This window comes from Frateuria edaphi, from assembly GCF_021117405.1.
GTDB classification, from domain to species: Bacteria; Pseudomonadota; Gammaproteobacteria; order Xanthomonadales; family Rhodanobacteraceae; genus Frateuria_A; species Frateuria_A edaphi.
In genome coordinates, this window is the sequence record NZ_CP088251.1 from 1002387 (window position 1) to 1029199 (window position 26813).

The window sequence follows — 26813 nt, forward strand, 5'->3', positions numbered from 1 at the left end:
AGTTATGGACGTTAACGAGCGAATCAAGGCGGTGCTCGCCGAGCACCCCATGGTGCTTTTCATGAAAGGCACGCCGCAGTTCCCGATGTGCGGTTTTTCCGCCCGCGCCGCTCAGGCGCTGAAGGAATCCGGCGCCGCCTTCCACGCCGTCAACGTATTGGCCGATCCGGAAGTGCGCGCCGCGCTGCCGCACTTCGCCAACTGGCCGACCTTCCCGCAACTGTTCATCCAGGGCGAGTTGATCGGCGGTTGCGACATCGTGGAGGACCTCAAGTCTTCGGGCGAACTGGCTCGCATGGCCACGGACGTCAGTGGCGCGGTGCGCGCATGACGCTCCCGATCGCACGCCTGCCGCAGCACATCACGCCAGCAGCGGACAGCCTCGCCGGTCGCGTAGTGCTGGTGACCGGCGCGTACGGCGGGTTGGGTCGCGCAGTGACGCTCGCTGCTGCCCGTGCGGGCGCGACCGTCGTGATCACCGGCAAGCGCAAGCGCCAGCTCGAACAGCTCTATGACCTGATCGTTGCCGAGCAACTGCCCGAGCCAGTGATCCATCCGCTGGACATGGAAGCGGCGACGCCGCGCGATTACGAGGCGCTGGCCGACGGACTCGAGCGCGACCTCGGGCGCCTGGACGGCATCGTGCACTGCGCCGCCAGCTTCGGCGGCCTCACGCCGCTCGGCATGCACAAGCCGGACGAGTGGTTGCGCACGATGCACATCAACGTATCCGCACCGTTCGCGCTGACCCAGGCCTGCCTGCCGATGCTGGGCAAGGCGCCCGATGCGTCGGTGGTGTTCGTGCTGGACAACCCCGACCTGGTCAACCGCGCGCACTGGGGCGCCTACGGCGTGTCCAAGGCCGCGCTGGAGCGTTTCGTCGAGATCCTTCACCAGGAGACCGACACCACCGCCATCCGCACGCACGCGCTGCTGCCAGCGCCGATGCGCACGGCGCTTCGGCACCTGGCGTATTTCGGCGAAGACCCGAACACCCAGCCGCTGCCCGATGCCGCGGCCGCGGCGGCGGTGTGGCTGCTCGGCCCGCACGCCGCCTCCGCCCGTGGCGCGATGCTGGACCTGCGCCCGGCCTGACCGGCAGCCCTCGCGCCGTCTACCCGTAGGAGCGCACCGGTGCGCGACCGCCATGCCCCAGGCTGCCTGGCATGGCATCCTGACCCCAGATACCGAGCCGAAGGAGTTCCTCCATGGAAACGCAGATGACCACCCTGTCGGCGGGCATCCTGCTGTTCCTGATCATGGATCCGCTCGGCAACGTGCCGTTCTTCCTGAGCCTGCTCAAGCACGTGCCGCCCAAGCGCCGGCGCTGGGTGATGATCCGCGAGTTGCTGATCGCGCTGGGCGTGCTGCTGGGTTTCCTGATCGGCGGCCAGCACATCCTCAAGCTGCTGCAGTTGCGCCAGGAGTCGATCAGCATCGCCGGCGGCATCGTGCTGTTCCTCATCGGCATCCGCATGGTGTTCCCGCCGCCGGAGGGCGGCATTTTCGGCAAGCCGGGCGAGGGCGAGCCCTTCATCGTGCCGATGGCGATTCCCGGCGTCGCCGGCCCCTCGGCAATGGCCGCGTTGCTTCTGCTGACCAACACGTCGCCCGGGCGCACCGCCGACTGGGCCATCGCGCTGTTGCTGGCATGGCTGGCGACCTCGGCAATCCTGCTGTCTTCCACCTACCTGTTCCGCTGGCTGGGCGAGAGCGTGCTGACTGCGCTGGAACGCGTGATGGGCATGCTGCTGATCGCGCTGTCGGTGCAGATGTTCATGGGTGGCGTTGCAGCCTTCCTGCACATGCAGGTCTGACCCGCTCGCTCGAACCGTGCGTGCGCGCATGTTTGTGCGTCGGCGGTGCTCAGGTGCCGTCGTGCTGCTGTCATACTTCGCGCCCAGCATGGGAGAAAACCCCAGGAGGCGGTCGTGCTCAGCGTCGAACGGACCCTTGTCGAACGCCTGCCATGGCTGGCCCAGCATCCGCGGCTCCGTCGCCCGGTGGCCGGGCTGCTGGGCCGCCTCGCGGACGAAGTGGGCTTCAATCGCGTGCTCGACGCCGTCGGCGGTGCCGAGGGTTTCGATTTCGTCGAGCGTGCGCTGGACGTGCTCGGCGCGAGTTATCACGTCAGTCCGCGCGAGCGCGAGAACATTCCGGTGGATGGGCCTGTGCTGGTGGTCGCCAACCATCCGCTGGGGATGGTCGATGCGCTCGGCTTACTGCAGCTGGTCGGATCGGTGCGGCCGGATGTGCGCATCCTGGGGAATGACTGGCTCGGTTCGATCGAGCCGCTGCGTCGGCTGCTGTTGCCGGTGGACGTGTTCGGCAAAGGCGCGGCGTCGAAGCTTCGCGGCATCTATCGCGCGCTGGAGCAGGGCGAGGCACTGATCGTCTTTCCCGCCGGCGAGGTCTCGCGCATGGGGCCGCACGGGGTGCGCGACGGGCAGTGGTCCGACGGATTCGCGCGACTGGTCAGGCGCAGCGGCGCGCCGGTGCTCCCGGTGCATGTGGCGGCGCGCAACTCCGCGATGTTCTACGGCTTGTCCATGCTGGCCAAGCCGCTCAGCACCGCCATGCTGCCGCGCGAGGCGGTGGCGCCCATTAAGCGCCGGATCGGTTTCAGCGTCGGCGCGCTGGTCAGTGCCGCGGAACTGTTCGAGCGCAGCGGCGACTCGCCCGAGCGGGCGGCCAAGCTCATGCGCCGGCACGTCTACCGGGTCGGCCGCCGGCGCGGACTGATCTTCGGCGGCCAGGTGCCGCTGGCGCATCCGGAGCCGGCCGAGCGGGTGGCCGCGGAGCTGCAGGCGCAGGGCGAAAAGCTGGCCGAGCTCAATGACGGCAAGCAGGCGTGGCTGTTCAAGGGCGCGGCCGACAGCACGGTGCTGCGCGAGATCGGGCGCCTGCGCGAACTGACCTTCCGCAAGGTGGGCGAGGGCACCAACGCGCGGCGCGACCTGGACGCGTTCGACCCGCATTACGAACATCTGTTGTTGTGGGATCCGGCGGCGCTGCGGATCGTCGGCTCCTACCGCTTCGGCCACGGCGGCCGGCTGATCGCCGAGCGCGGCCTGGCCGGGCTCTACACCGCAAGCCTCTTCAACTATTCGCCTGCGCTGGAATCGCGCCTGGCGCAGGGGCTGGAACTGGGCCGCAGCTTCATTGCGCCCGCCTACTGGCGCTCGCGCGCGCTGGACCAGCTGTGGCAGGGCATCGGCCTGTACCTGCAGCGGCATCCGGAGCTGCGCTACCTGTTCGGTCCGGTGAGCATGTCGGTCAGCCTGCCGCGCGAGGCGCGCGAGTGGATCGCCGCCGCGCACCAGCACTATTTCGGCACGCCGGGACTGGCCTCCGCCCGCCAGCCGTTCGTGATCTCCCCTGGCGTGGTCGGGCTGGTCCGCCGCGCGCTGGAGGGGCTGGACGCGCAGGCCGGGCTGGGCAAGCTCAAGCACCACCTGGACGCGCTGGGCGTGAGCCTGCCAGTGCTGTACCGGCAGTACGTCGATCTGGTCGAGCCCGAAGGCGTGCAGTTCCTGGACTTCGGTGAGGATCCGGGTTTCTCCGGCTGCGTCGACGGCCTGGTGATGCTCGACCTTGCCAATCTCAAGCCCGCCAAGCGCGCGCGCTACCTCGGCAGGGCTGGCGCATGAAATCCGACCCACGAAAGGGGTGATTCGGACTTCGTCTTGTCATAAACTATCGTTAAGTTTGCTTAACAACTGGTCGGTAGATGGGGTGGCCCCATCGCTGCTGGACGATAGCTGCGCCAAGAAGTTAGGGGAAACACACACGTGACGCATGCCTGGCCCAAGGCCCGGCATCGGCGTGTTTTTGTTCCGACATCGAATTTTCCGTTGCAAGCCAATACAGGTCGATATAACGATGAATAGTCCAATTCGTGCCAAGGCCCTGCCGTTTGCCATCGCCACGCTGCTGGCGGTCGGTGCAGCGCCTGCCATCGCGCAGAACGTCACTTCGTCGGCGGTAGCCGGCCAGGTGGTCGACGCGTCGGGTCAGCCGGTCGCCAACGCCACCGTCACGATCGTGCATGAGCCGTCGGGCACCACCAAGGTGGTCTCCACCGATGCCTCGGGCCGCTACGTCGCGCAGGGCCTGCGCGTGGGTGGTCCGTTCGACATCACCGCCGCCAAGTCCGGCCTGAACCAGGGCGAGCAGGACAACGTCTATCTGCAGCTGGGCCAGACCTCCGCGGTCAACCTGAAGATGGCCGCCGTCGAAGCGCAGAACCTCGGCGGCGTGACCGTCACCGCCTCGGCGCTGATGCAGACCTTTACGCCGGACAACAAGGGCCTGTCGACCAACGTGTCCGGCCGCCAGCTCGAAAGCACCCCGCAGGGCAACCGTTCGATCGACGACATCGCGCGTCTTGACCCGCGCATCAACGTCACCGATCAGGGCGACGGCTCGATCTCGGTTGCCGGCCTGCCGAACCGCTACAACAACATCAGCGTCGACGGCATCTCCCAGGGCGACCCGTTTGGCCTGAACGCCAACGGCCTGCCGTACCAGGGCTCGCCGATCTCGGTCGACACGATCGCCGAGTACAACATCTCGACCGCCAACTTCGACGTCGTGTCCGACACCGTCGGTGCCGACGTCAACGCGGTCACCAAGTCGGGCACCAACGAGTTCCACGGCTCGGTCTACTACGCCTACCGCAACGCCAACAAGATGGTCGGCAACGCCGGCTGGCTGGATCACGACGAGCCGGGCTACGAGTACACCGGCTACGCCCGTGACTGGACCGGTGGCATCACGCTGGGCGGCCCGATCGTCAAGGACAAGCTGTTCTTCTTCGTCTCGGCCGAGCAGGAAAAGACCACCGGCATCGGCGCCGATTCGGCCAACGGCCTCGACGCGTCGCTGGGCAATGGCCCGTCGACCTCCAACAAGGTTTCGCCGGGCGACCTGCAGCGCGTGATCGACACCGCCAACGCCCTCGGCCTGCAGCCGGGCTCGTTCGGTGCGGGCGGCGTGACGCTGGAAGACAAGCGCTACCTGGCGAAGATCGACTGGAACATCACCAACAACCATCGCGCCAGCCTGACCTACCAGTACACCAAGGAAACCCAGCCGATCATTCAGGGCAACAGCTCGAACCAGATCGGTCTGAGCAGCTACTGGTACACCAAGGACAGCCTGACCAAGAACGCCGCGCTGCAGTTCTTCGACGACTGGACCGAGAACTTCTCGACCGAGGCGAAGGTCAGCTACCAGTCGTTCGAGCAGCTGGCCGGCAACGCCATCAACCAGCCGCAGGTGAAGGTGTACCTCGATCCGTCGGGCTTCGGTCCGTCGATCAACCTGGGTGAAGACCAGTACCGCCACGAGAATGCGATCAGCACCAAGAAGTGGTCGGCGTTCCTGGCCGGCACGCTGTACCTGGGCGACCACACCCTGAAGGCCGGTATCGACTACCAGCGCTCGAAGATCTACAACCTGTTCGGCCGCACCGAGCACGGCAACTACACGTTCTACGGCCTGGACAACTTCGCTGCCGGCAACTACGACTCGTACTTCCTGTACCAGCCGGCGGACGGCTACACGCTCAACGACGTCGCGGCCAACTGGACCTACACCCAGTACAGCCCGTTCCTGCAGGACACCTGGCAGGTCAACGACAACCTGTCGCTGACCTACGGCGTGCGCGTTGACATCCCGCAGGCCAACAAGGCCCCGCTGTACAACCCGGCCTTCGAGCAGGCGTTCGGCTACCCGAACAACACCAAGCTGGGAGCCAAGAACAAGGTCGTCGAGCCCCGCCTGGCCTTCAACTATGCGTTCGATACCGAGCGTATGACCCAGCTGCGTGGCGGTTTCGGCCTGTTCCAGACCAGCCCGCCGACGGTGTGGATGACCAACCCGTACCAGAACAACGGCCTGACCGTGGCGAGCTACTCCTCGTTCGATCCGGCCGACGCGGCGTTCAGCCCCGACCCGTACGCGCAGAACCGTCCGGCCGGCGCCGGCAGCGTCAGCGGCGACGTCGACACCATCGACCCGAACTTCAAGCTGCCGAGCGTGTGGAAGACCACCTTGGCGTTCGATCGCGAGCTGCCGTGGTGGGGCATGATCGGGTCGGTCGAGCTGCAGCACTTCAAGACCCGCAACGGCATCTACTACCAGGCGATCAACATCGGTGCGCCGACCGGCGTGCTGCCGGACGGCCGCTTCCAGTACTGGGCGACCCCGGGTGAGTTCCCGAACAGCCGCGATGCGGCCGCCAACCGCAACTTCGACTTCGATCGCGCGTCGACGCTGCTGACCAACACCGACAAGGGCAAGTCCGACGCCCTGACCCTGGCCCTGTCCAAGCCGTTCTCCAACGACTGGGCCGGCAGCCTGGCCTTCACCATGAGCCACGCCACCGAGGTGAACCCGGGCAACAGCTCGCAGGCTTCCTCCGGCTACGCCTACGTGGTGCGCGAGAACGTCAACGACGAAGTGGCCGCCACCGCCGACCGCAACATCGCCAAGACGATCAAGGCCTCGCTCACCTGGCAGCACGCCTTCTTCGGCGACTACAAGACCTCGGTGTCGGCGTTCTACAACGGCCATGACGGCCTGCCGTACAGCTGGATCTTCTCGGGCGACGCCAATGGCGACGGCATCACCTACGAGGATCCGGCCTACATCCCGACCTTGAACGATTCGAAGGTGGCCTTCGACGGCGCGTCGGCGCAGGTGATCCAGCAGTTCCAGGACTTCATCTCGAGTGACGATTACCTCAACAGCCACCGCGGCCAGATCGCCTCGCGCAACGGTGCGCACTACAGCTGGGTGAACGAGCTCGACATGAGCTTCGCGCAGGAAGTGCCTGGCATCTTCAAGGGCAACAAGGGCGTCCTCCGTCTGGACATCTACAACTTCCTCAACCTGCTCAACAACGATTGGGGCCAGACGGTCAACACGCAGTTCAACACCCGCACGCTGGCCGGTTACAACGGCGTCAATGCGCAGGGCCAGTACCTGTACTACCTGCCCACCGACGAGAACGGCAACTACCAGCCGCAGCAGTTGGTGCGCTACGACGCGGGCAGCAACCCGACCCGCGTCGTGTCGCGCTGGTCGGCCATGCTGACCCTGCGTTACACGTTCTAAGAGGCACAGACCTCGGCAAGTCAGGCCGGCGCCCGCAAGGGCGCCGGTTTTTTTTGCGCTCCCCTCACGCTTTTGCGGGAGTTCGCCTGCAAGCGATGCTGCTGACCATCCCGAAACCATCGCCCGCAAGCGGGTTCCTACAGGATGGCGACGGACGCGCCGGCTTGACCCTGGCCCGCCGCGCGCGGGAAGCTACACGGTCCGCCACGGCGCCGGCATCAGGCCGGACGACGTCAGCGGCAGGAGAAGGCAAGAATGAACGACACCCACGCCGGCCGCGCCGGCAAGCCCGCCACCGTCAGCGCGCGCATCTCGCCGGCGGGCGGACTGGACATCCTCTCGCGCAACGAAGTCGCCCGCCTGCGCGACGCCAGCGGCTCGGGCCTGCATGCCCTGTTGCGCCGCTGCGCCTTGGCCGTGCTCACCTCCGGGAACATCAGCGACGACCCGCGCTCGATGTTCGAGCAGTACCCCGATTTCGACGTGCAGGTGCTGCAGCAGGATCGAGGCATCAAGATCGAGCTGTCCCATGCGCCTGCGCAGGCCTTCGTCGACGGCCAGATCATCCGCGGCATCAACGAGCTGCTGGTCGCGGTGGTGCGCGACATCGTGTACGTCTCCACGCAGCTGGAGCAGGGCGGTTTCGACCTCGACGACACCGTGGGCATCACCCACGCGGTGTTCGAGATCCTGCGCAACGCGCGCATCCTCAAGCCGCACATCGACCCCAACCTGGTGGTGTGCTGGGGCGGCCATTCGATCTCGCGCGACGAATACGAATACACCAAGTCGGTCGGCTACCAGTTCGGCCTGCGCGGCATGGACATCTGCACGGGTTGCGGCCCGGGGGCCATGAAGGGCCCGATGAAGGGCGCCACCATCGCCCACGCCAAGCAGCGCCGGCGCAACAACCGCTACATCGGCATCACCGAGCCGGGCATCATCGCGGCCGAGTCGCCCAACCCGATCGTCAACCAGCTGGTGATCATGCCGGACATCGAGAAGCGCCTGGAGGCCTTCGTCCGCATGGCGCACGGCATCGTGGTGTTCCCCGGTGGCGTGGGCACGGCCGAGGAAATCCTCTACCTGCTCGGCATCCTGCTGCATCCGTCGAACGCCGGCGTCCCGTTCCCGCTGATCTTCACCGGTCCCAAGCAGTCGGCCGCGTACTTCGAGCAGATCGACCGCTTCCTCAAGCTCTCGTTGGGTGAAGAGGTGGCGCAGCATTACCAGATCATCGTGGACGATCCGGCCGCGGTGGCGCGCGCGATGGTCAAGGGCGTCGACAAGGTGCGCAACCATCGCCTGGACACCAAGGACGCGTTCTTCTTCAACTGGGCGCTGGACATCCCGTTCGCCTTCCAGTTGCCGTTTCGCCCGACCCACGAGGCGATGCGCGCGCTGGCCCTGCACCGCGGGCGCCCTCGCCACGAGCTGGCGGCGGACCTCCGCCGCGCGTTCTCCGGCATCGTCGCCGGCAACGTCAAGGAAGAGGGCGTGCGCGCGATCGAAGAACACGGCCCGTTCGACATTGACGGCGAGGCGGACATCATGCGGGCGCTCGACGCACTGCTGCAGGCCTTCGTCAGCCAGCACCGCATGAAGCTCCCTGGCGGCTCGGCCTACGTACCCTGCTACCGCGTGCGCGCAGAGGGCACGGAGACGGCTCCGGCCGCTTGACAGCGCGCGCTGCCCCCCGCCCCCGGTGAATTGGGGCGAGGGCAGCGCAACTGCTGGGGCGCCCAAGGCGCGCCTGCAAGGGACCGCCGATTTTTGAGGCGCCCGCAAACGGTCCGACGGCGATCTCGGCCGCCCGTCCCCGTCGCTCACCCGAGAGGCTGCCATCCGCGGCTTCCAGTTCGGATCATCTGAAAAAGACAAAGAAAAAGGCCTTGCATCGCTGCAAGGCCTTCAAATTTGGCGCCCGAAGTTGGACTCGAACCAACGACCCCCTGATTAACAGTCTTCCACTCTTCCCCATCGACTGGCAGGGTTAGTGAGCTCAAGTGCCTCATTCTTTTCAAGATTTGAGACAGGGTGAGGCTACGGTTGCCACCTGAAATCTAAGCGACCTCCGCTCACGACGCCCCCACAGTGCCCCCCGCGGCAAGGGCGCGACTCTCCACCAAACTTGGACGTAGCAGTGGCCAAGACCCATATCACGACGCGATTAGTTGCTAGCGCCGGACCAGGCGAGTACTGGGACACGCACATCACTGGATTCAAATTGGTTGTGACCCGGTCGGGCCATAAGTCCTTCGCCATCGAAGGCCGCATAGACGGACGCAAGGTAAAGCATTCGTTCGGACGTGCGAGCGTGATGGCAGTGGAACATGCACGCAAGCGTGCACGCTCGTTGCTGCTCGGCCTACTAGAGGGTCGTGACCCGACCAGGGAGGCCGCCGCCTCCCGCGAGGCATGGACACTCCAGGAGCTGGCGGACGCTTACAGCGAGTCCCATCTTCCCAAACTCCGCCCGGCATCCCAGGCGCAGTACACAAGCTACCTTGACCGCTTCATCCTTCCCGAGCTCGGCCGCTACCGCGTGAGAGATGTCCAAACAGCAGACGTACTGCGGCTGTTTCGACTCACGGAAACCACCTCTATCGCTAGCAACCGAGCAGGTGCTCGCCGGACAACCGCCAATCGTGTCCTTGCCACGCTCTCAAGCATGTTTCATGAAGCATGCCTGTTAGGCCTTCGCATAGATAACCCTTGTCGCGGGGTCAGGCGGAATCCAGAAGTGCGACGCGAGCGGTACCTGTCAGAGGCGGAGACAGCCCGGCTGCTCGCCGCGTGTGACGCATCCCGCCACGCTTCGGTAGCGAACCTCATCCGGCTGCTCGTGTTCACCGGGGCGCGAAGGGGTGAAACTCTATCAGCGACGTGGGGTGAATTTGACCTTCAGGCAGGGACGTGGACGAAGCCAAGTCATCACACCAAGCAGAACCGCATTCATTCCACTCCCATTTCGCCGGCAGCAGTTGCATTGCTACGAGACATGAAGGGCCAGGCAGGGGCTATTGGCGAGAACGACTGGCTCTTCCCCGGTCGAGTTCCCGGCGAACGTCTGGCCAGCCCTAAGCGCGCCGTCAGCTCCATTTTTAGGTCTGCCAACCTAAGCGATGACGTCACCCTACATACCCTGAGGCACAGCTTTGCAGCTCGGGTGGTATCTGCGGGCCATGGTCTGCACGCCGCAGGCAAGCTAATGGGACACACGCAAGCAGCAACGACCCATCGTTACGCGCATCTCGAACACGATGCACAGCGACGCGCTCTCTCAGACGTGGATTCAGCCATAACTAAAGCACGGAGCAGATTGGTGCCCTCTAGCGTTTGACCGGCCTTCTCTGGGCTTATTCACCTAGCTGGCCGGGCGAGGCATACTTGCGTTCACAGATTCATTTACCAATTTAAGCCGAGATGGCCACCTGTGGCGCTGGGTTAGGTCGTCCAACAATGGAAGGCGCTGGGGAGACAGGGGGATGAACAAGGAATCACAGCCACAGCTGGGAAAGCTGGGAACCGCCATGCTGTTTGGCAGCCTGGCAATTGTGGTGTTGGGCTTGGGACTGAAGGCAAAGCATGCCTTCTTTGACGAGGCGAAACTTGATGGCATTGATTCGGAGTGTTATCAGGCCGTGGTTAGTGACTCGGCAGCTCTCCGCCAAGGGGATGGTACATACCTGTTCAGACGAGCGGACTATGTCTACGGACCAATTGCCTACGAACTAATAAACCGCCGCCAGTACTCCGTTGTGGCTGCAAGAAAAATAGATGATTGGTGCCTTGCCCAGCTTGAGCTTGATGGAACAGTCAACGGCAACAGCTATAGGGGTGACGTTTTGGTTTACAGCTCCGTACTGAACCAGTAGTAGAAAAAAAGCCCGGCACAGCCGGGCTCTTTGCGACTACAGCTGAAAGAGTTCGTCTTGGTCGAAAAATTGTTCACACCGAGCTTTTGTCATCCGAGCATCTTTGCCAAAGAAGACGTGCTTCAAGCTGCTCAAAAAGTTTTTGTAGCCAAGCTTGTCGTACTGCGAGATTTGGCGCGGTAGAGCCATATCAATCACGTCGGCGCGAATGGCCTGGCTCGCGCCGATGTGCGGAGGCTGGCTATCCGGAACTAACTCGAAATGCGAATACTTTGACGTCGGGCGATGAATGTAATGCTGAACCCTAAGCGCCTCACCACTTTTTTGCGGCACCTTAATGTGTCTAGCCTTCTTAAAGATTTCGTCAGCTTCGGCTTGCAACGCCTGACTCTGGGCGAAGAACTTCGTTCCAAAGGCCCAGAAAAACCAGTCCGGGTCCGAGAACATCACCTGTGGCAGCGTCTTCCCCTCGTGCTTACCGCGCGTTAGTACGGTCCAGGCCATCTTTCTCTCCTTGAAAGCTACAGAGCTTGGGGTAAATAGCGAGCTAGGTCGGTGTTCGCAATCAGCTGCGGCAATGTGCTCAGAGTGAACACCTTGCCTTTCGTAGCCCTCAGCATGTCGCGCATGTCGCTTCGGCGGACTCCAAATCCCCGACCATCTATGCAGGCAACCAGCTGAAAGGTGCGCTGCTTGTTCCGTAAGCGCTCATCCCGCATTGAGGCGAGGCGGAGAATGCGGGCTACCTTATCCCTTGCCGTGCCGTCGTCCCCGGTAATCTTCGCCTCTATGATGACGCCAGGGCAGACTTCCGTTGGCACGAAGAAATCGGGGGCTTGGTCAAACTCTGGAACTCGCTCTGCACGCATAGTCTTGCGAAAAGTTATCCCAGCCTTCGCTAGTTCGCTCTCTATAGCGCTCTCCATGACATCACCGATGAGCTCGGAGACCGCGTCCCGATGGCTTGCGAAGGGTCGCCCCAAGTAGCGCTCGTAGAGTAGAACAGCGTAAGGGACGTGGTTGTTGGCGGCGTGCACTAGGGAGGCGGGCGCCGCATGCGTATCGAATTTGTCGAGACGATGAACCGCACCAGACCCGACGCCGGGGACCGGCTTGCTCAGCGCTTCAACGGCCACACGGACAAGAGCGCTCACCCGAGCCTGCGAGAGTGTGGCTAGCCGTGCCGCGAAGAGGTCCCTTCTAGACCTTACCTTGGTATCGAAGGAGCGAGCCGCGTTTGTCGGTACAGAGATACCCGTCTCGCTAGTCGCCAAATCGGCCCACTCGGGAGGGGAAAGGCCCAAAATCGTCCTTAGAACGACTAAGCACAACGCATCTTTGCACAACGCAAACCAGACTGTAGCTTCCGTCAGTTGGCGGAATCCATCTGTGTACTTCTTTAGGACCTCGTACGCGTCCTGGAAGTCCTGGAATTCGATGAACCCGGTGCCCCGGGGCAAGGTGAGGAACTGCGAGGTCAGGTCACTGAAGGTGACTTCTACCATCTCGTTGAGCCGGTCCTCGAGCTCCTCTTCAGTGAGGCAGAACGGATGGGTCATTTGTAGAGCCTTGTTTTTGTTCCTGAAGTTAACTTGGCAAGCGCTTCTTGGGCTAAGCCATCAAAGCCAACGCGCAACATCAAGAGCCGTAACACTTCGGAGGCCAAGTTCATCCGCTCAGCGATTGGGGGGGACCTTTGCCAATCCGTATGGCAGGAGTTGATAGCGAGCCCAGCCAGCCTTCCTGCCAAGAGGCAACGCACATCACCTCCGCTAACTTTCACGCCCGCCGCCGCCATCTGACGTATGTCTTCTTGCAAAACGGCCTCAAGCTCAGCTTCGTTCTGTGCAGGCTCGCTGGCGTCTGAGAAAGTTCGACAAACGAAGACCGAATCGACCACCGAAGAAGACGTGTTCGCTATATGCAGAGACGCCGACATCTCGGCAGCCGCGGGAAAAACCGCCGTGCAGACCATGCCCGAGTCAAGGACAGCAACAACCAACGGCACGTAGGCCAAAGGGTCGTTGTGGTGGTAGGTAAAGACCAACGGTGCCCCAGGTTTCAACGCTCCGCAGAAGTTCTGGTATACCAGTGACAATGCGTTGGTAAATTCCTCTAACCCTCGGCCAGCCGTGGAATTACCCGTCGCCTCATGGTCGGACCTCGTTGAGATGCTTGCGAATGCGTGATGGTCCGCGTCAATCGCCTTCCGTAGCCATACATAGCAAAAATCTATGAGCTCGGAGTATTGAACGTTCGCAAAGTACGGCGGGTCGGTAAAGACTCCATCTAGGGAGCCGGGCTCAAGCGGAACATCCTGCGATGGCAGGCAACTGATGCTGACGGACTTGCAGTTGTCCGCACCGATGGTTTCTCCGTCAGGAAAAACAAGAACTTTCTTCTTGCCAGAGAAGGCGGTCTCGAAGGGTTTGGCGCAATAGTTCTTGGCTCGAGCATATTTCTCGACGAAGTGCCTGAAGCCGCCAGACCCTACCTTTGGAATGCCTAACACGTTGTTTTCGCATTGAACCAGACCCACGGGAAAACCATGGACGCTGAAGATGTCTTGGCACTTCAATGCGTAGGTGTCATAACGACACAACATGTTGTTGTAACGAAGTATGTCGGAGATGACCGTCAGTAGTGCATAGCGTATTGGCGCCGAAGGAACCTCCAAAGTCTTGGAAAACAAGTAGCTCAATGACAACAACTGCCGGTCATTGAACATTTGGCGGTATGTCCGATAGCCCCAACGGTGTAGCCGAGCGGTTTCGTCTCCCTTCGGAATCGCATCTTCCGGAATGAGCTGGCTGAAAGACGAGGTCTGCAGCTCCGCCTTGGCGTTCTCGTACCTTTCGAAATCATCTGCGTCCGGTCGTTTGAACTGACGGCCCTGCAAAGAACCATAGCAGGCAGCGCAGCGATACTCGATTGCCCACATCCGATGCTCCGGAGGTGGTGCGTCGTTGCTCGGAAAGCCAAAAGTTAGGTCACAGTGAGGACAAGTAACCTTGCCGCGCTTGTAGTTGCCCCCCGTCAACTTGCTTCCGCAGGCAGCGCAGCAAGACTCACCGGCACTGGGGAGGCTTGAGACTTCATTCAGCTCGCCGCAAGCGGTACACCCCACGACGTAATTCGGGTGTCGAACGTTCTCTGCCAAGAGGTGCCCCGGGAAAGCATCCACCACTTGGTCGCAACCAGGACACGTGCATGTCTTGACCCATAGGAAATACTTCACCTCTGCCGCTTGTCCACAACATTGGCAGGTGGTCTTGTAGAGCTCGCCCAGGCTTCGGTCGGCCTCTTCGGCCAAGCCTCCAGCCACCTCAAGGAGGTCTGCCACATCTAGGCCATCGAAGGCACGCTCAATCAACCAAGCAGACATAGGGTTGATGTCGTTCCCCACAACGCTCAACCCTAAACGCGAGGCTTCGTAGAGGGTGGTGCCACCTCCCATGAACGGGTCTGCCACGACGCCGCGGCAGCTCTGGCCCTCCCAGAAGGCTTCAGGCAGAGGTGCTTGAGCGAATTCGGCGAGCAGAAGCGACCGAAACAGTGTGCCGGGCCGCCGCGCAAACCACTTGTGTATCCCGATGATGGGCCTGTAGTTCTGCTGGATTTGCTTCTCGCGGAGCGCTTGCGTTGAAGCAAAAGTCGCGTCAAACGCAGTTTCTAACCGGTTGCGTTTCAAGTCAGTCCTGGCGGCAGGCGATGGTGTGTGGTGCTCCCGCTCTTGGAGGAGCAGCGGTGCGGCCCCCTCGATTCCGGAGCGTCGCTGGTCCCTCCTCTCCTCGACAGTTAAGGAAGAGGCCGCACGGAACCATGCGCAGTACCGAAAAGTATACCTGTTGAGACCCCCTGCTCTGCGTATCAGAAGTCGTCTCAATATAGTATTCTCATAATTTCTTGGAGATTTGGAGACGCTCATGAGCGAGATTGTCGGCTACTGCAGGGTCAGCTCGACCTCTCAGTCCCTTGCAGTCCAGCTCGGTGAGCTCGAGTTGGCTGGTTGCACCAAAGTCTTTGCTGAGAAGAGGTCTGCGCGCTATAGCGACAACCGCCCGGAACTGAAGGCATGCCTGGAGTACGTCCGCGAGGGCGATACGTTGGTGATATCTCGCCTTGACCGTATGGCGAGAAGCGTCTTGGACCTAGCCTCAATCGCCGACCGGCTCCACAGGAAGGGCGTCAACCTGAAGGTCATCAACCAAGGAATCGACACCTCCACGTCCGAGGGCAAACTGCTGTTCGGCATTCTGAGCACATTCGCAGCCTTCGAGCTGGACATTAGGTCCGAACGCCAGAAGGCAGGCATCGAAGCCGCTATGTCGGCTGGAGTGAAGTTCGGTCGCAAGAAGAGCCTGACGGACGAGCAGAAGCTCACCATACGGCGCTTGCGGGAGCAGGAGGGGTTCTCCATAGCTCAGCTGCAGACGCGGTTTCACGTAAGTCGTGCGACTGTCTACAGAGCACTAACCGACTAGCACCTGGCGTCCTGGAACGGCTTTTAATTGGGACGTTGAGGCTGCGCCATGACGCCAGCCATCGTGGTACCGAGAAATGTTGCACGCCCCCTACCAGAGGGCGTGGCCTCGGCGAATGCAACACGTCTGGTGGCCCGGAACCGAGGCTGGACGTAATTCTCTAATGTCGATAGCTTGAAAGGGGTCCTCCTGACTCCGCACGTTCGAGAACTCGACTTGTGTTGGGTTCCGATAGCTGGGGTGATGCATGCGTCACCCCAGCTTAGGCATCCGCACGGGTGCAGACGTGCGGATGCCTACGTTTATTCCAAAGCTTGTGAGCTGGCGGGTCCCGCCAGCTCACGGTGGCGGCCAACTCTCGCTTCGCTGTGAGCTTGGCCACCACTCGGGCTTCTCCAGGGAACCACGCATAGCCGCATCACTTAACCTAGGCCTCCCTTATAAGGGAGTGGTCTTTTTTTGTTCAAAAACAGCAACTTGAAAGAAATTTTACCCAGCTAGAACCGACCTCCAGAGCCACCGATGCCCGAGAACAACCTTTCCAGCCGAATTGCAGCATCGGCAGTAGCTACCGCGATTGCTTCGAAGCCAGAGGTCCCGGTCGTGGTCCACTGGCAACTACCAGACTTCCCTGTCCATGTTGCCCAAGCTCTGCTGAAGCAAGGCCACTCGCTCGTGTGGGTCGTTGCTTCACCCGAGCGCGGCGACAGTGCGGAGGTCGAGCTGGTGCGGGCCGGGATAAAGGTTCGCAGGATTCTTGGTGAGAACGAAGCAGCAGCCAAAGTAACTGGAGTTGAAACCAAGTACGAGGTCGGCAATTTGCAGCCCTTTGAGGCGCCCAAGGTAGACAAGGCTGCTGACCGCCAAAGGCGCGAAAAGCTTACCCCGCTAGGACGAGCTCGCCTCCAAGCCAAGGTGAGGCTCGCCGAACGTGCGCTTTGCGCACCGGACGCGGGGGCGGTCACCATCATAGCCATCGGTCGGTTAGGCCATGCCAAGCCGGTGGAAGAGATAGCGTCCTGGGCTTCAGCTCTCGTGGTTTTTGACCATCTGAGCACGGTCAACGTCGGGTGGAAGGACCTAGCCGAGACCGGCGCCTCGTTTGAGGAGCGCCTTGTCTCTCGTCCTCACGATAGGCACGCAATTCAGCTGTTCGCTGATAGGTCAGTCCCGCAAGTGTTCTTGACGCGGGATGAGTGCGCCATAGCACTGTTAGATGCTTACTTTCACAAGCGGCAGTGTGCTTTGAAGTTGCTTGCAACTAAGCCATACGCCCCATCGTCTTTGCGGGTTTCTGTAGTAGCAACCGACCTCGTCAAATCCAAGCACGCCGCCGCCACGTTCCTTGGGATTCGGGCCTGCTCCGAAGTCCAGGTGGTGGGAGAGGCTATTTTTGGAAGCTTCACGCCTGCTTACCTGTCGATGAGCACCTGCCGTCCCCTTAGTCGGTCAGTGCTGAAGGTTTCGCATATGGCTCCAGACATCCTTCGCCTTATGACTTTGCAGACTGGACTTAGCCTGAGGGACTATTCGAAACGGCGCCTGAGGGACCACATTCGAACGACGGTGATGAGCTTCAGCGCGAGCGTCCGCAAGCCCGAGCTCGTCATCTTGTGTCCATGGGACCTAGCCGGAGAGGTGCAACAGCTCACGGGCTGCGAGCCTGCGAAGCTAAGTGCCTGGCCCTTTGCAGCCTCCCTCATGCCAACAAAGGTTGTTCCGTCTGGAACAAAGTTCGTACACCAAATCCTTGGAATTCTCATCGGCCTTCCGGGCATGCTCACCGATGGCCGAAGGCAGGAACGCATCCGCCAGCTCATGGACGTTGAACTTGAGGCCAACGAAGCGACAGTCCCAGGGTTACTGGCTAGGCTTGCCCACGCCCTACACACGCAGACGCAGCTAGGCGACCGTTTGGATTTGGCAGACAGACCTGAGCGATACATGGGCCTGTCTGATAGGGGAGACAAGGCACTGGCGCTTTTCAGTCTGCTTCTAGAGCACTGCTTGCCATGGTCGCCACGCTCCTCCGGTTCTGAAGCACAGAAGGTCCTCGCCGGACGGCGTAGGGTATTCGAGAAGTATCGTTTCTATCGCTCCCAGGCAAATTAGGTGCACACAAACGGTCAGCGCGGCAGAGCCCGCTGCCCACAGGGAGGGGGGCGGGTTTCAGGAGATATTAGGTAACCGTTGTACCCAACGCGCTAGCCATGTGTGCGACACCTTCCCCACGCGAGCCCCACCTATGCAAACGTATGTAGTAACCATGGCATGCGCGGTCGGTGGCGCCGGCACGTTCGACGCAATCGTCTACGCCCTATCGCCAGCGATGGCCCGCATCACGGCCGAAACCCACCATCCCGGCTTCTCAGCGCGCGCGGTAAGGAACGTACCAACCTAGCGAACCCAGGTTCGAGCTCGAAGCTAGCCGCTCTCAAAGAAGCTTTCACACCGGCGGCACCGGTCTTGGTCAGCTGCCCCTACACCGCCCCCACCGATGCCGTGCCCTCACCAAAAGAAAAAGGCCTTGCATCGCTGCAAGGCCTTCAAATTTGGCGCCCGAAGTTGGACTCGAACCAACGACCCCCTGATTAACAGTCAAGTGCTCTAACCAGCTGAGCTATTCGGGCGGGGTGAGCTGCGTAGTTTGAATAGCGTCAGGTGGGCTGTCAAGCGGGCGGAGCACCTTTCCCGCCCCTTGCCGCTCAGCTGCCCTCTGCGTCGCGCGCCGAGGACGCCTGCCGAGCCAACATGACAAACAGCCGGTCCGAGGGTGCACCCACGGCCACCATCAGATCACCATCCGGGCTGCGCACCACGCACGCCGAAACACCTGCACTCTCCAGATGACGCTGCGCGGCGGCGAGCAATGGAGTGGCGTCCGGCGGCGGCTGCGGCGGTGACGGTCGGCGGTTCGACGGATCTCCGTAAGCCATGGCGCACCTCGGGATGGAAGTACGCAGCGGTTGTGGCACCCGACCCGTGAACAGCCGGTGTAACCGTAGATGGGCTCAATCCCGCCGGCTTTGATATGTCATTGCGGCGGGCTGAGGCCCCTGCGCGAACTACGAACAGCTCTCGGCCCGCTTGCCCCGCGGCCGGCTCCCGCGCACCCGTCCCGAATTCGACACCACCACGCCAAGCGGCTCTCCGCCCCCACCCGGATTGCAGAAGAGCAGGGTCAGATTGCTGCCAGGGGCGCTGCCATCGGACAGGAACGTCACATGCCGCCGCGACTCGCTGCCCTGGATCACCAGGCGCGTATGACTGTCGCCCACCCGCAACGGTGCGGCATCCGGTTGGTTGTCGCGATTGCGGTCGACGCCGACCAGCCAGCCACCGTCCCAACGGCTTTCCTCGCTGCAATGCACGCGATCGCGGGTCGGGCAGAACAGTACCCGCGCACGCCGCAGCACCGCCTCGCCTCGCGCGTAGCCGAGCGCCTCGATAAAATCCATTTGCGCCGATTGCGCCCGCCCGCGACGCACTAGTCCCGCCAGCGACGGACTGGCGATGCCGGCCAGGATCGCCAGGATCGCCACCACCATCACCTGCTCGACCAGCGTGACGCCGCGCATACGGCGGCGTCCGCTTTCCTGCATCCCTGCCATGCCGTCGCTCCCTGCGAGGAACGCGCATCATCCGGGGCAGCACCGGGACGCCGGAAGCAGCCTGAACGCCGCCATTTCGTGGGTTCGTGCTGACAGAGCCTGTCAGCAGGGCGCCTTTAAGATCGACCCATCCGCCCGCATATCCGTCAGCCATGACCGACCGTTTCCAGCTCGTCTCCCCTTACCAGCCCTCCGGCGACCAGCCGCAAGCCATCGCCAAACTCAGCGAAGGCTTCGAGGCCGGCCTCGCCGCGCAGACGCTGCTCGGCGTCACCGGCTCGGGCAAGACCTACACCATCGCCAACGTGATCCAGCAGGTGCAGCGCCCGACCGTGGTGCTGGCGCCGAACAAGACGCTGGCCGCGCAGCTCTATGGCGAGTTCAAGGAGTTCTTCCCGCACAACGCGGTCGAGTACTTCGTCAGCTACTACGACTACTACCAGCCCGAAGCCTACGTCGTCGCCTCGGACACCTTCATCGAGAAGGACGCCTCGATCAACGACCACATCGAGCAGATGCGCCTGGCCGCGACCAAGGCGCTGCTCTCGCGCAAGGACTCGATCATCGTCGCCACCGTTTCGGCCATCTACGGCCTGGGCGATCCGGAGGATTACCTCTCGCTGCGCCTGATCCTCTCGGTCGGCGAGCACATGGACCAGCGCAAGCTGATCCACCAGCTCACCGAGCTGCAGTACACCCGCAACGAGATGGAACTGCGCCGCGGCACCTACCGCGTGCGGGGCGAGAACATCGACGTGTTCCCCGCCGAATCGGAAACCGAAGCGCTGCGCATCGAGCTGTTCGACGGCGACGTCGAAAGCCTCTCGCTGTTCGATCCGCTCACCGGCGAAACCATCCGCAAGATTCCGCGCTACACCGTCTACCCGCGCACCCATTACGCCAGCACCCGCGAGAGCGTGCTCAACGCCATCGAGACGATCAAGGTCGAGCTCAAGGAGCGGCTGGACTACCTGTACAAGGAGAACAAGCTGGTCGAGGCGCAGCGGTTGGACCAGCGCACCCGCTTCGACATCGAGATGATGGCCGAGGTCGGCTTCTGCCAGGGCATCGAGAACTACTCGCGCCACCTCACGCGCCGCGGCCCCGGCGAGCCGCCGCCGACCCTGTTCGACTACCTGCCGCCCGACGCGCTGCTGGTGGTCGACGAATCGCACGTCACCGTCCCGCAGCTCGGCGCCATGTACAAGGGCGACCGCTCGCGCAAGGAAACGCTGGTCGAGTTCGGCTTCCGCCTGCCCTCGGCGATGGACAACCGCCCGCTGCGCTTCGAGGAATGGGAAGGCCGCGCGCCCCGCACTATTTACGTCTCGGCCACCCCGCGCAACTACGAGCTGGAAAAATCCGGCGACGCCGTCACCGAACTGGTGGTGCGCCCCACCGGCCTGGTCGACCCGGAAGTGGAAGTGCGCCCGGTGCGCACCCAGGTCGACGACCTGCTCGGCCAGGCCAAGAAGCGCATCGCCATGGGCGACCGCGTGCTGGTCACCACACTGACCAAGCGCATGGCGGAGAACCTCACCGAATACCTCTCCGAGCACGACGTGAAGGTGCGCTACCTGCACTCGGACATCGAGACGGTCGAGCGCACCGAGATCATCCGCGACCTGCGCCTGGGTGAGTTCGACGTGCTGGTCGGCATCAACCTGCTGCGCGAGGGCCTGGACATGCCCGAGGTCTCGCTGGTGGCTATCCTCGATGCCGACAAGGAAGGCTTCCTGCGCTCCACGGGCTCGCTGATCCAGACCATCGGCCGCGCCGCCCGCAACGTGCGTGGCAAGGCCATCCTCTACGCCGACCAGGTCACGCGATCCATGCAGGCGGCGATGGACGAAACCAGCCGCCGCCGCGAGAAGCAGATCGCCTACAACGAAGCCAACGGCATCACCCCGCAGACCGTCGTGCGCCGCATCGCCGACATCATGGAAGGCGCCCGCGCCGAGCCTTCTGCCCGCGGCCGTGGCAAGGCGGCCAAGGGCGCGCGGGGCAGGGCGGTCGCCGAGAGCGCCGGCGAGTACGCGGGCCTGACGCCCGCCCAGGCCGCCGCCACGATGAAGAAGCTCGAGGCGCAGATGTACAAGCACGCGCAGAACCTGGAGTTCGAGGAAGCCGCGAAGTTGCGCGACCAGATCCACAAGCTGCGCGAGCAGGCGCTGCAGAGCTGACACGCTCGGCTCCCTCTCCCCTCCGGGGAGCTGGGGTGAGGGGCCGCCCCAGCCTCGAACCCGCCTACCCGAAAGGCTTGGCATCCCCACCCACCCTTGCTAAACTTCGCGGCTCTTGGGCGGTTAGCTCAGCGGTAGAGCACTACCTTGACATGGTAGGGGTCACAAGTTCGATCCTTGTACCGCCCACCAAGAGTTGAAACGAAAAGGCCGGCGCATTGCGCCGGCCTTTTTTATGCCCCGAGAAGCCTGCCCCCAAGCAGGGGAAAGTGCACTCTGGTTCGAGACTGCTGCCGTCGCGGTCGGTGAGACATGCCATTCCGATCCTATCCGCACACTAACGCCTTCGCCAGCTTTGCGAAGAGCCTGCTACTCTCAAGTGCGGAGTGTTGTTGGCAAGGGGGATGGGCATGGAAGTAGTAAAGGCCGCTGTTCACTACGTTTCCAAAATCGCACATAGCGATGAGGTTGCTGTCACTCCGGCGGAGGGGCTGCTTGAGGTTTCGCCGCAGCTTAATCGCCTAGTTGACGAGATCCTCGAAAGCTACAACGCAAGGTGTGCCCAGCAGTCGGGAATCTTCCAGCCGGATGAGGTGAACTATCCCCTGTCCGCGCTGTTCCGGGCGTATCACGAGGGAGGCACTGACTTCCTTGCTGCGTCAACTACGGCGACTAACCGCCTCGCGTTTCTGATGCGCCAGCAACTACTGTCCACGGGTGGGCACGCTCTTTATGTGCATTACATGCGTGGCGACGAGCATTACCTGCTCATCGTGAAGCTAAACAGCGCAAAGGGAAGCATGTTTGAAGGACTCGCGCGTGTGCGTGATGCGGACCATCTCAACGTGCATACACTACAAGTCGCGGCCCGGATTAACCTTTCCGCCTGGATCGCCGGCGACGACAATCGCTATCTGACTTTTGTGTGTAAACGCGAGTTGGGGCATCCATCGAACTACTTCAGGGAGTTCATCGGCTGCGACATGATGGCGGACTCCAAGGTCGAGTCGGGCAAGCTCGCAGCTGTTGTGGACGAATACTGTAAGCGCCAGATGGACGCTGGCCTGCTTTCGGAGGATGACACGGTGGCCGTGATGCGTCGCGTATTTGACTACGCGGTCGAACGAACAAAAGCACGTGAGCCCATAAACCTTCTCGCTGTTGCGGCAGTTGTTTCGCCGGATAACGCTGAGCAATTCACTTCATTTTTGAATAACCATCCAAACCGCCCAACGGATGAATTCATTGCGGACCGTAGCTCACTTCGTAAGCTGGCTGACTATGTCTTCAGTAGCAAAGAGTTCAAGCTAACGATGTCACATCAATTCAAAACCGATCATCGCGTTCGTGTGGAAAATGACCAGCTCATCATTGAGAATCCGCCCGTCCAACTGGTAGACGATCTAGCCAACTAGTTATGAGTGCAGATTTTGATGCAATTGTCAGAATGTGCCGCCTTGCCGCGCATTGCGAGCTGCAAGGTGCATCTCTTCGCATCGAAATAGAAACCGACCAGGAGGTTGACCGGTTGGCGGTAGCGGCGTCCGCATATCGACATCCCGACATTTACGTTGGAGGGAGGCAGCAGCACCGGGCTCTTTCAACCATAGCCCCTGGCACGGTCGTGGAATTGCGGTTCGATGGGTTAACCTCGAACCAGAAGGTAATTGCTCAAAGCCTTGAACAACTCCTTAGCTACCAGCAAGGTCTGTTTCTCTACAAAGCGCCGCCGGAATACTTTCTGCTCCATGAGGGGTATGCCACTGGTGATGACCATGTGCCAGATTTGGTACGGGCATACCAGAGAGTGCCAAGGCTATTCGAGCTGATCCGCACGGTTTCCGATGTAGTCCTTGGGGATGGGACGGCCGCCCCTACATTTGTAGTGCTAGGCGGCAAGAGATTGGACTTTGCAGCAAAGTACGACATCGAAACCCTGAAGATCCTTCCGCCGGTCGATAGCGTGGACGCGCTTTCTATCGAGCTGCAGAGCCCACCGTTCGTCGAGGCAAAGAAGAGCCTCTTTAAGAAGGCTCTCGTTCGCTTGCTTGAGGCAACCCCGCAAGAACAACGGTTTGCGGAATTAGTGAAGAGATTCGAGGCTGCACGCCAAATTTTTGCGGCCGACTTTGACCTCTACAGTACAGAATTCAATTTCGAGAAGGTCCGCGAGAGCTTTGAGCAGAAGCGATTGGCGTTCGTTCTGCAGTTAAACGCGACCACTTCCGACTTGCTTGGAAAGATGCTGGCCATCCCAGTCGGCCAGGGGATCATAGTAAGTCAGCTTAAGAATGATCCTGAGGCCGCCGTGGGTAACATTGCATTGCTGTTCGGTTCTTGGGTTTTTGCGGCCTTCGCCGCACTGTTGCTATTCAATCAGTGCCACTCGCTCAAGCAAATAAAGCAAGAGATCAAAATTGAGAATGATTCTCTCGAGACTCGCTTCCCACAGCTTCATCGGAGAATCTCAGAGATGTTTGCGCTGTTACAGCGGAGAGCAGCCCTGCACACTTGGGCGTTTCCTGCTGTTGTTGCAGCCTTGTTAATTGCAACAACGGCCTATAGCACATACGCCTTCACTAAGGTACCGCCCTACAGGAGCACCGCCGCGCCGACCACCAACGGAACCGGGGGAGCCGCTAGGCCGGCAAAGCTGAATCCAAAGAGCGGCGAAGCTATTCATGTGCAGAGTAGAGCAACGACAGCCCAGGCACCGTCGCCCGTCAAAACGCTAGCAAAACCCGGGTCCATAAAAACCAGATCGGGCGTGCAGTGAGCTGGCGGGAAAACAGCCAAACTTCTTCGATTCGCACGGAGCTAAGCCTTGCCAAGCAGCTCCACCAACCGCGACTCGCACGGCGAGAGATCGTGGCCCCTGCGCTGTGAGATCACGAACGTGAGCGAACGGATGTGCCAGGCGCGGCGCTCGAGTTCGACGAGCTCGCCGCCGGCCAGATCCTCGGCGACGAGGTGGCGTGGCAGGTGTCCCCAGCCGAGACCGGCCTTGAGCAGGTCGCGTTTGGCGCCGAGGTCGTTGACCAGCCACTGGCGCTTGCCGGCAACGCCCTGTTGGGTCTTTTCGGCGTCGGGCTGGTTGTCTGTGACGATGATCTGGATGTGCCGGCCGAACTCGTCCACGGGGATGGGGCCGGGTGTCGAGGCGAGCGGATAGGAGGGCGCGCATACCGTCACCATCTCCGCTTCGCGCAGCCAGTGGCGTTCGATGGCTTGCGGGTTCACCTCCGGCACGTTCTCGATGGTGACGGCCAGGGCGCACACTTTTTCGAGCACCAGGTTCTCGCCGCCCTGCATGGTCGTGATGCGCAGATTGATGGCGGCGGTCGGGAATTCTTCCTGCAGCGTGCGTAGGCAATCGATCAGGTGGGTGCGCGGAAAGTAGGCATCGACTGCCACCGACACCTGCGGCACGCCGGCCTTGGCGATTGCGCCGGCGCGGTTCTTCATTTCTTCCGTGCGCGAGATCACCGCCCGTGCGTCCGGCAGAAGGCTGCGCCCTGCCGCGGTGAGCTGCGCCTTGCGCGTGTTGCGCTCGAACAGCTCGACATCGAATGCACTTTCCAGCGCCTTGATCGCGTGGCTGACGGCCGACTGCGCCCGAGCCAGCTTGCGCGCCGCGCCCGAGAAGCTGCCCTGATCGCACACCGCAACGAACGCACGCAACTGGTTGATGGTGACGTTGTCGAGCATGAACTATCCAGAAAATAGATCGTATTGAGCGATGTTTCGTCAATTGTGTTGATGCGTCAAGCGACCCAGATTGGTTGGGCAACCGGTCCGCAGGGGCCGGATCTCTCAACCGAAAAGGACCATCTCCATGAGCTACGCCATCATCGGTTTCGGCGCGATAGGCCAGGCCCTCGCCCGCGCTTTCGCCCGCAACAACATCGAGGTCACGGTCGCCAGTCGGCGGCCGCCCGAAGCACTGCTGCCGCAGGCGCAGGCGATCGGGCCCACGGTCATCCCCAGGACACTGCAGGACGCCGTCAAGGCGGACGTGATCTTCCTGGCGGTGCTGTTCGAGGGGCATCGCGAGGTCGCCAAGGCTTTTCCGGATTGGCGGGGCAAAACGATCATCGACGCGATGAATACGAATGACCCCGTCGAGACCCTCGACGGTCTCCCGTCCTCCGCCTTCGCCGCCAAGGCGTTCCCCGGCGCCCGGTTCGTCAAGGGCTTCAATCACCTGTTGGCGCGCACGCTGGCCACCGATCCCAACGTCCAGGGCGGCCACCGGGTGGTGTTCCTGTCGAGCGACGATGAGGCGGCCACCGCGGATGTGGCGGACCTTGCCAAGCAACTGGGGTTCGCCCCCGTCAACCTCGGCAAATTCGACGAAGGTGGCACGTTGGTGCAGGCGCGCGGCCGCGTCTGGGGCCCGCTGATTTTCCAGGATCTGTTCAAGCAGGAGCCGTGAGCACCTACGGCCCTCAGGACAAGACCGCGATCGGCCCCCCCCATCACTGCTCCGGCAGTAGCAACGCCCCCAACCAGGATTCATGACATGAGCAAGTTGAATGGAAAGACCGCCGTGATCACCGGCGGCGCCACCGGCATCGGCCGAGCGGCGGCAAAGCGCTTCATCGAGGAAGGCGCCTTCGTCTTCATCTACGGCCGTCGGCAGGAAGCGCTCGACGCCGCCGTGGCCGAGCTCGGTCCCAACGCGCGCGCGGTGCAGGGCTCGGTCTCCGACCTGGCCGATCTCGATCGGCTTTACGCGGCGGTAAAGGCGGAGCGCGGCACCCTCGACATCGTGTTCGCCAACGCCGGGACGGGCAGCCTGCTTCCGCTGGGCGAGATCACCGGCGAGCACATCGACGAAACCTTCGACACCAATGTGAAGGGCACGATCTTCACGGTCCAGAAGGCGCTGCCGCTGATGGGGCCGGGCGGTTCGATCATCCTCACCGGATCGAGCGCAGGCACCACCGGCGCCCCGGCCTTCGGCGTCTACAGCGCGAGCAAGGCCGCTGTGCGCAACCTCGCGCGGACCTGGGCCGAGGATCTGAAAGGCACCGGCATCCGGGTCAACGTGTTGTCGCCCGGACCGACCGCGACCGAACTGGCGAAGGCCGCGATAGGCGAGGAAGGCATGAAGGTGTTCGCCTCGATGAATCCCCTGCAACGCATGGCCGAACCGGCGGAGATCGGCGCGGCGGCGGCCTTTCTCGCGTCGCAGGACAGCAGTTTCATGACCGCCAGCGAGCTCGCCGTCGACGGGGGCCTTGCGCAAATCTGACGCCCACGCCTGGCCGGCTGCGCCATTCATTCGCGGCACCGTAGTGCGGCAGGCAAATCCGGCCACAAGGGGGAAGGCGGGAATCAAGTCACGGTGCGCGGAGCGCGGCCTTAACGGCGGCACGGCTTGCCAGGCGGTCAATCCTTCGCCACGCCGCAATCAGTCGGCACCCGGCCGTGATGTGGTCTGCGTCACAGACGCAAGCGTGCGGGCGGGCGTATACCAGCGTGGCCCGATGTTTCTCACCTCACTCCCGCATCGGGCCCCTGGGCGCCCGG

21 protein-coding genes and 2 tRNA genes are annotated in these 26813 nt (G+C 62.2%); 16 read left to right on the forward strand and 7 right to left on the reverse strand.

The features are described from left to right. Positions 1-4: 4 nt before the first annotated feature. From grxD to LQ772_RS04655, 8 genes are all read left to right on the forward strand, one after another. Positions 5-331 (forward strand): Grx4 family monothiol glutaredoxin, encoded by a 327-nt coding sequence (grxD, locus tag LQ772_RS04625; protein ID WP_231324456.1) that lies wholly within the window; start codon positions 5-7, stop codon positions 329-331. Continuing rightward, complete coding sequence (locus tag LQ772_RS04630; protein WP_231324458.1) at positions 328-1095, forward strand: SDR family NAD(P)-dependent oxidoreductase; 768 nt, start codon at positions 328-330, stop codon at positions 1093-1095. The genes grxD and LQ772_RS04630 overlap by 4 nt, the downstream gene beginning before the upstream one ends. Positions 1096-1220: 125 nt before the next feature. Further along, positions 1221-1817, forward strand: coding sequence for a YhgN family NAAT transporter (locus LQ772_RS04635; RefSeq protein ID WP_231325902.1), 597 nt, complete (start codon positions 1221-1223; stop codon positions 1815-1817). Positions 1818-1931: 114 nt separating this feature from the next. Continuing rightward, entirely contained in the window at positions 1932-3650 is a 1719-nt protein-coding gene (gene olsF / locus LQ772_RS04640; protein ID WP_231324460.1) for a bifunctional ornithine lipid synthase OlsF, read from the forward strand. A 232-nt stretch (positions 3651-3882) separates the two neighbouring features. Next, positions 3883-7122: a TonB-dependent receptor gene (locus LQ772_RS04645; RefSeq protein ID WP_231324462.1), complete on the forward strand. Its 3240-nt coding sequence runs from the start codon at positions 3883-3885 to the stop codon at positions 7120-7122. A gap of 255 nt (positions 7123-7377) precedes the next feature. Beyond that, complete coding sequence (gene ppnN / locus LQ772_RS04650) at positions 7378-8802, forward strand: nucleotide 5'-monophosphate nucleosidase PpnN (RefSeq protein WP_231324464.1); 1425 nt, start codon at positions 7378-7380, stop codon at positions 8800-8802. Between the two features lie 553 nt (positions 8803-9355). Further along, entirely contained in the window at positions 9356-10465 is a 1110-nt protein-coding gene (locus LQ772_RS17400; RefSeq protein ID WP_425600837.1) for a tyrosine-type recombinase/integrase, read from the forward strand. A gap of 145 nt (positions 10466-10610) precedes the next feature. Further along, a complete protein-coding gene (locus LQ772_RS04655) occupies positions 10611-11000 on the forward strand; it encodes a hypothetical protein (RefSeq protein ID WP_231324466.1) in 390 nt (129 codons plus the stop codon). A gap of 36 nt (positions 11001-11036) precedes the next feature. Here LQ772_RS04655 and LQ772_RS04660 read toward each other — a convergent pair whose 3' ends face one another. The 3 genes from LQ772_RS04660 to LQ772_RS04670 are packed head-to-tail and all read right to left on the reverse strand — an operon-like array spanning position 11037 to position 14691. Then, positions 11037-11504 (reverse strand): histidine phosphatase family protein, encoded by a 468-nt coding sequence (locus LQ772_RS04660; RefSeq protein ID WP_231324468.1) that lies wholly within the window; start codon positions 11502-11504, stop codon positions 11037-11039. Positions 11505-11521: 17 nt separating this feature from the next. Continuing rightward, positions 11522-12559, reverse strand: a complete 1038-nt coding sequence (locus LQ772_RS04665; protein WP_231324470.1) for an RNA recognition motif domain-containing protein — start codon at positions 12557-12559, stop codon at positions 11522-11524. Next, positions 12556-14691 carry a DUF1156 domain-containing protein gene (locus LQ772_RS04670; RefSeq protein ID WP_231324472.1) on the reverse strand — a complete coding sequence of 712 codons (2136 nt, stop codon included), beginning with the start codon at positions 14689-14691 and terminating at the stop codon, positions 12556-12558. The genes LQ772_RS04665 and LQ772_RS04670 overlap by 4 nt, the downstream gene beginning before the upstream one ends. 235 nt (positions 14692-14926) lie before the next feature. Between LQ772_RS04670 and LQ772_RS04675 the strand changes: the two genes are divergently transcribed. Then, entirely contained in the window at positions 14927-15484 is a 558-nt protein-coding gene (locus tag LQ772_RS04675; RefSeq protein ID WP_231324474.1) for a recombinase family protein, read from the forward strand. Positions 15485-16006: 522 nt separating this feature from the next. Beyond that, positions 16007-17596: a hypothetical protein gene (locus LQ772_RS04680; protein ID WP_231324476.1), complete on the forward strand. Its 1590-nt coding sequence runs from the start codon at positions 16007-16009 to the stop codon at positions 17594-17596. A 441-nt stretch (positions 17597-18037) separates the two neighbouring features. On the opposite strand, the gene LQ772_RS04685 is transcribed toward LQ772_RS04680, so the two are convergent. The 3 genes from LQ772_RS04685 to LQ772_RS04695 form a co-directional block, all read right to left on the reverse strand. Next, a tRNA-Asn gene (locus LQ772_RS04685) sits at positions 18038-18114 on the reverse strand. A 75-nt stretch (positions 18115-18189) separates the two neighbouring features. Then, a complete protein-coding gene (locus tag LQ772_RS04690; protein WP_231324478.1) occupies positions 18190-18420 on the reverse strand; it encodes a hypothetical protein in 231 nt (76 codons plus the stop codon). Positions 18421-18549: 129 nt separating this feature from the next. Further along, positions 18550-19095 carry a GspH/FimT family pseudopilin gene (locus LQ772_RS04695; RefSeq protein ID WP_231324480.1) on the reverse strand — a complete coding sequence of 182 codons (546 nt, stop codon included), beginning with the start codon at positions 19093-19095 and terminating at the stop codon, positions 18550-18552. Between the two features lie 152 nt (positions 19096-19247). Here LQ772_RS04695 and uvrB point away from each other — a divergent pair, with 152 nt between their 5' ends. The 4 genes from uvrB (at position 19248) to LQ772_RS04715 (ending at position 24054) form a co-directional block, all read left to right on the forward strand. Then, positions 19248-21278, forward strand: coding sequence for an excinuclease ABC subunit UvrB (gene uvrB / locus LQ772_RS04700; protein WP_231324481.1), 2031 nt, complete (start codon positions 19248-19250; stop codon positions 21276-21278). A gap of 117 nt (positions 21279-21395) precedes the next feature. Next, positions 21396-21470 (forward strand) — tRNA-Val (locus LQ772_RS04705). A gap of 218 nt (positions 21471-21688) precedes the next feature. After that, positions 21689-22693 carry a nucleoid-associated protein gene (locus LQ772_RS04710; RefSeq protein ID WP_231324484.1) on the forward strand — a complete coding sequence of 335 codons (1005 nt, stop codon included), beginning with the start codon at positions 21689-21691 and terminating at the stop codon, positions 22691-22693. Between the two features lie 2 nt (positions 22694-22695). Further along, complete coding sequence (locus LQ772_RS04715; RefSeq protein WP_231324486.1) at positions 22696-24054, forward strand: hypothetical protein; 1359 nt, start codon at positions 22696-22698, stop codon at positions 24052-24054. Between the two features lie 41 nt (positions 24055-24095). On the opposite strand, the gene LQ772_RS04720 is transcribed toward LQ772_RS04715, so the two are convergent. Further along, positions 24096-24986, reverse strand: coding sequence for a LysR family transcriptional regulator (locus LQ772_RS04720; protein ID WP_231324488.1), 891 nt, complete (start codon positions 24984-24986; stop codon positions 24096-24098). Between the two features lie 127 nt (positions 24987-25113). On the opposite strand from LQ772_RS04720, the gene LQ772_RS04725 reads away from it, so the two are divergent. Continuing rightward, positions 25114-25713 carry an NADPH-dependent F420 reductase gene (locus tag LQ772_RS04725; protein WP_231324490.1) on the forward strand — a complete coding sequence of 200 codons (600 nt, stop codon included), beginning with the start codon at positions 25114-25116 and terminating at the stop codon, positions 25711-25713. A gap of 87 nt (positions 25714-25800) precedes the next feature. Continuing rightward, the gene (locus tag LQ772_RS04730) at positions 25801-26535 is read left to right on the forward strand and encodes an SDR family NAD(P)-dependent oxidoreductase (protein WP_231324492.1); all 735 of its coding nucleotides are present in this window, start codon (positions 25801-25803) and stop codon (positions 26533-26535) included. Positions 26536-26813 lie beyond the last annotated feature (278 nt).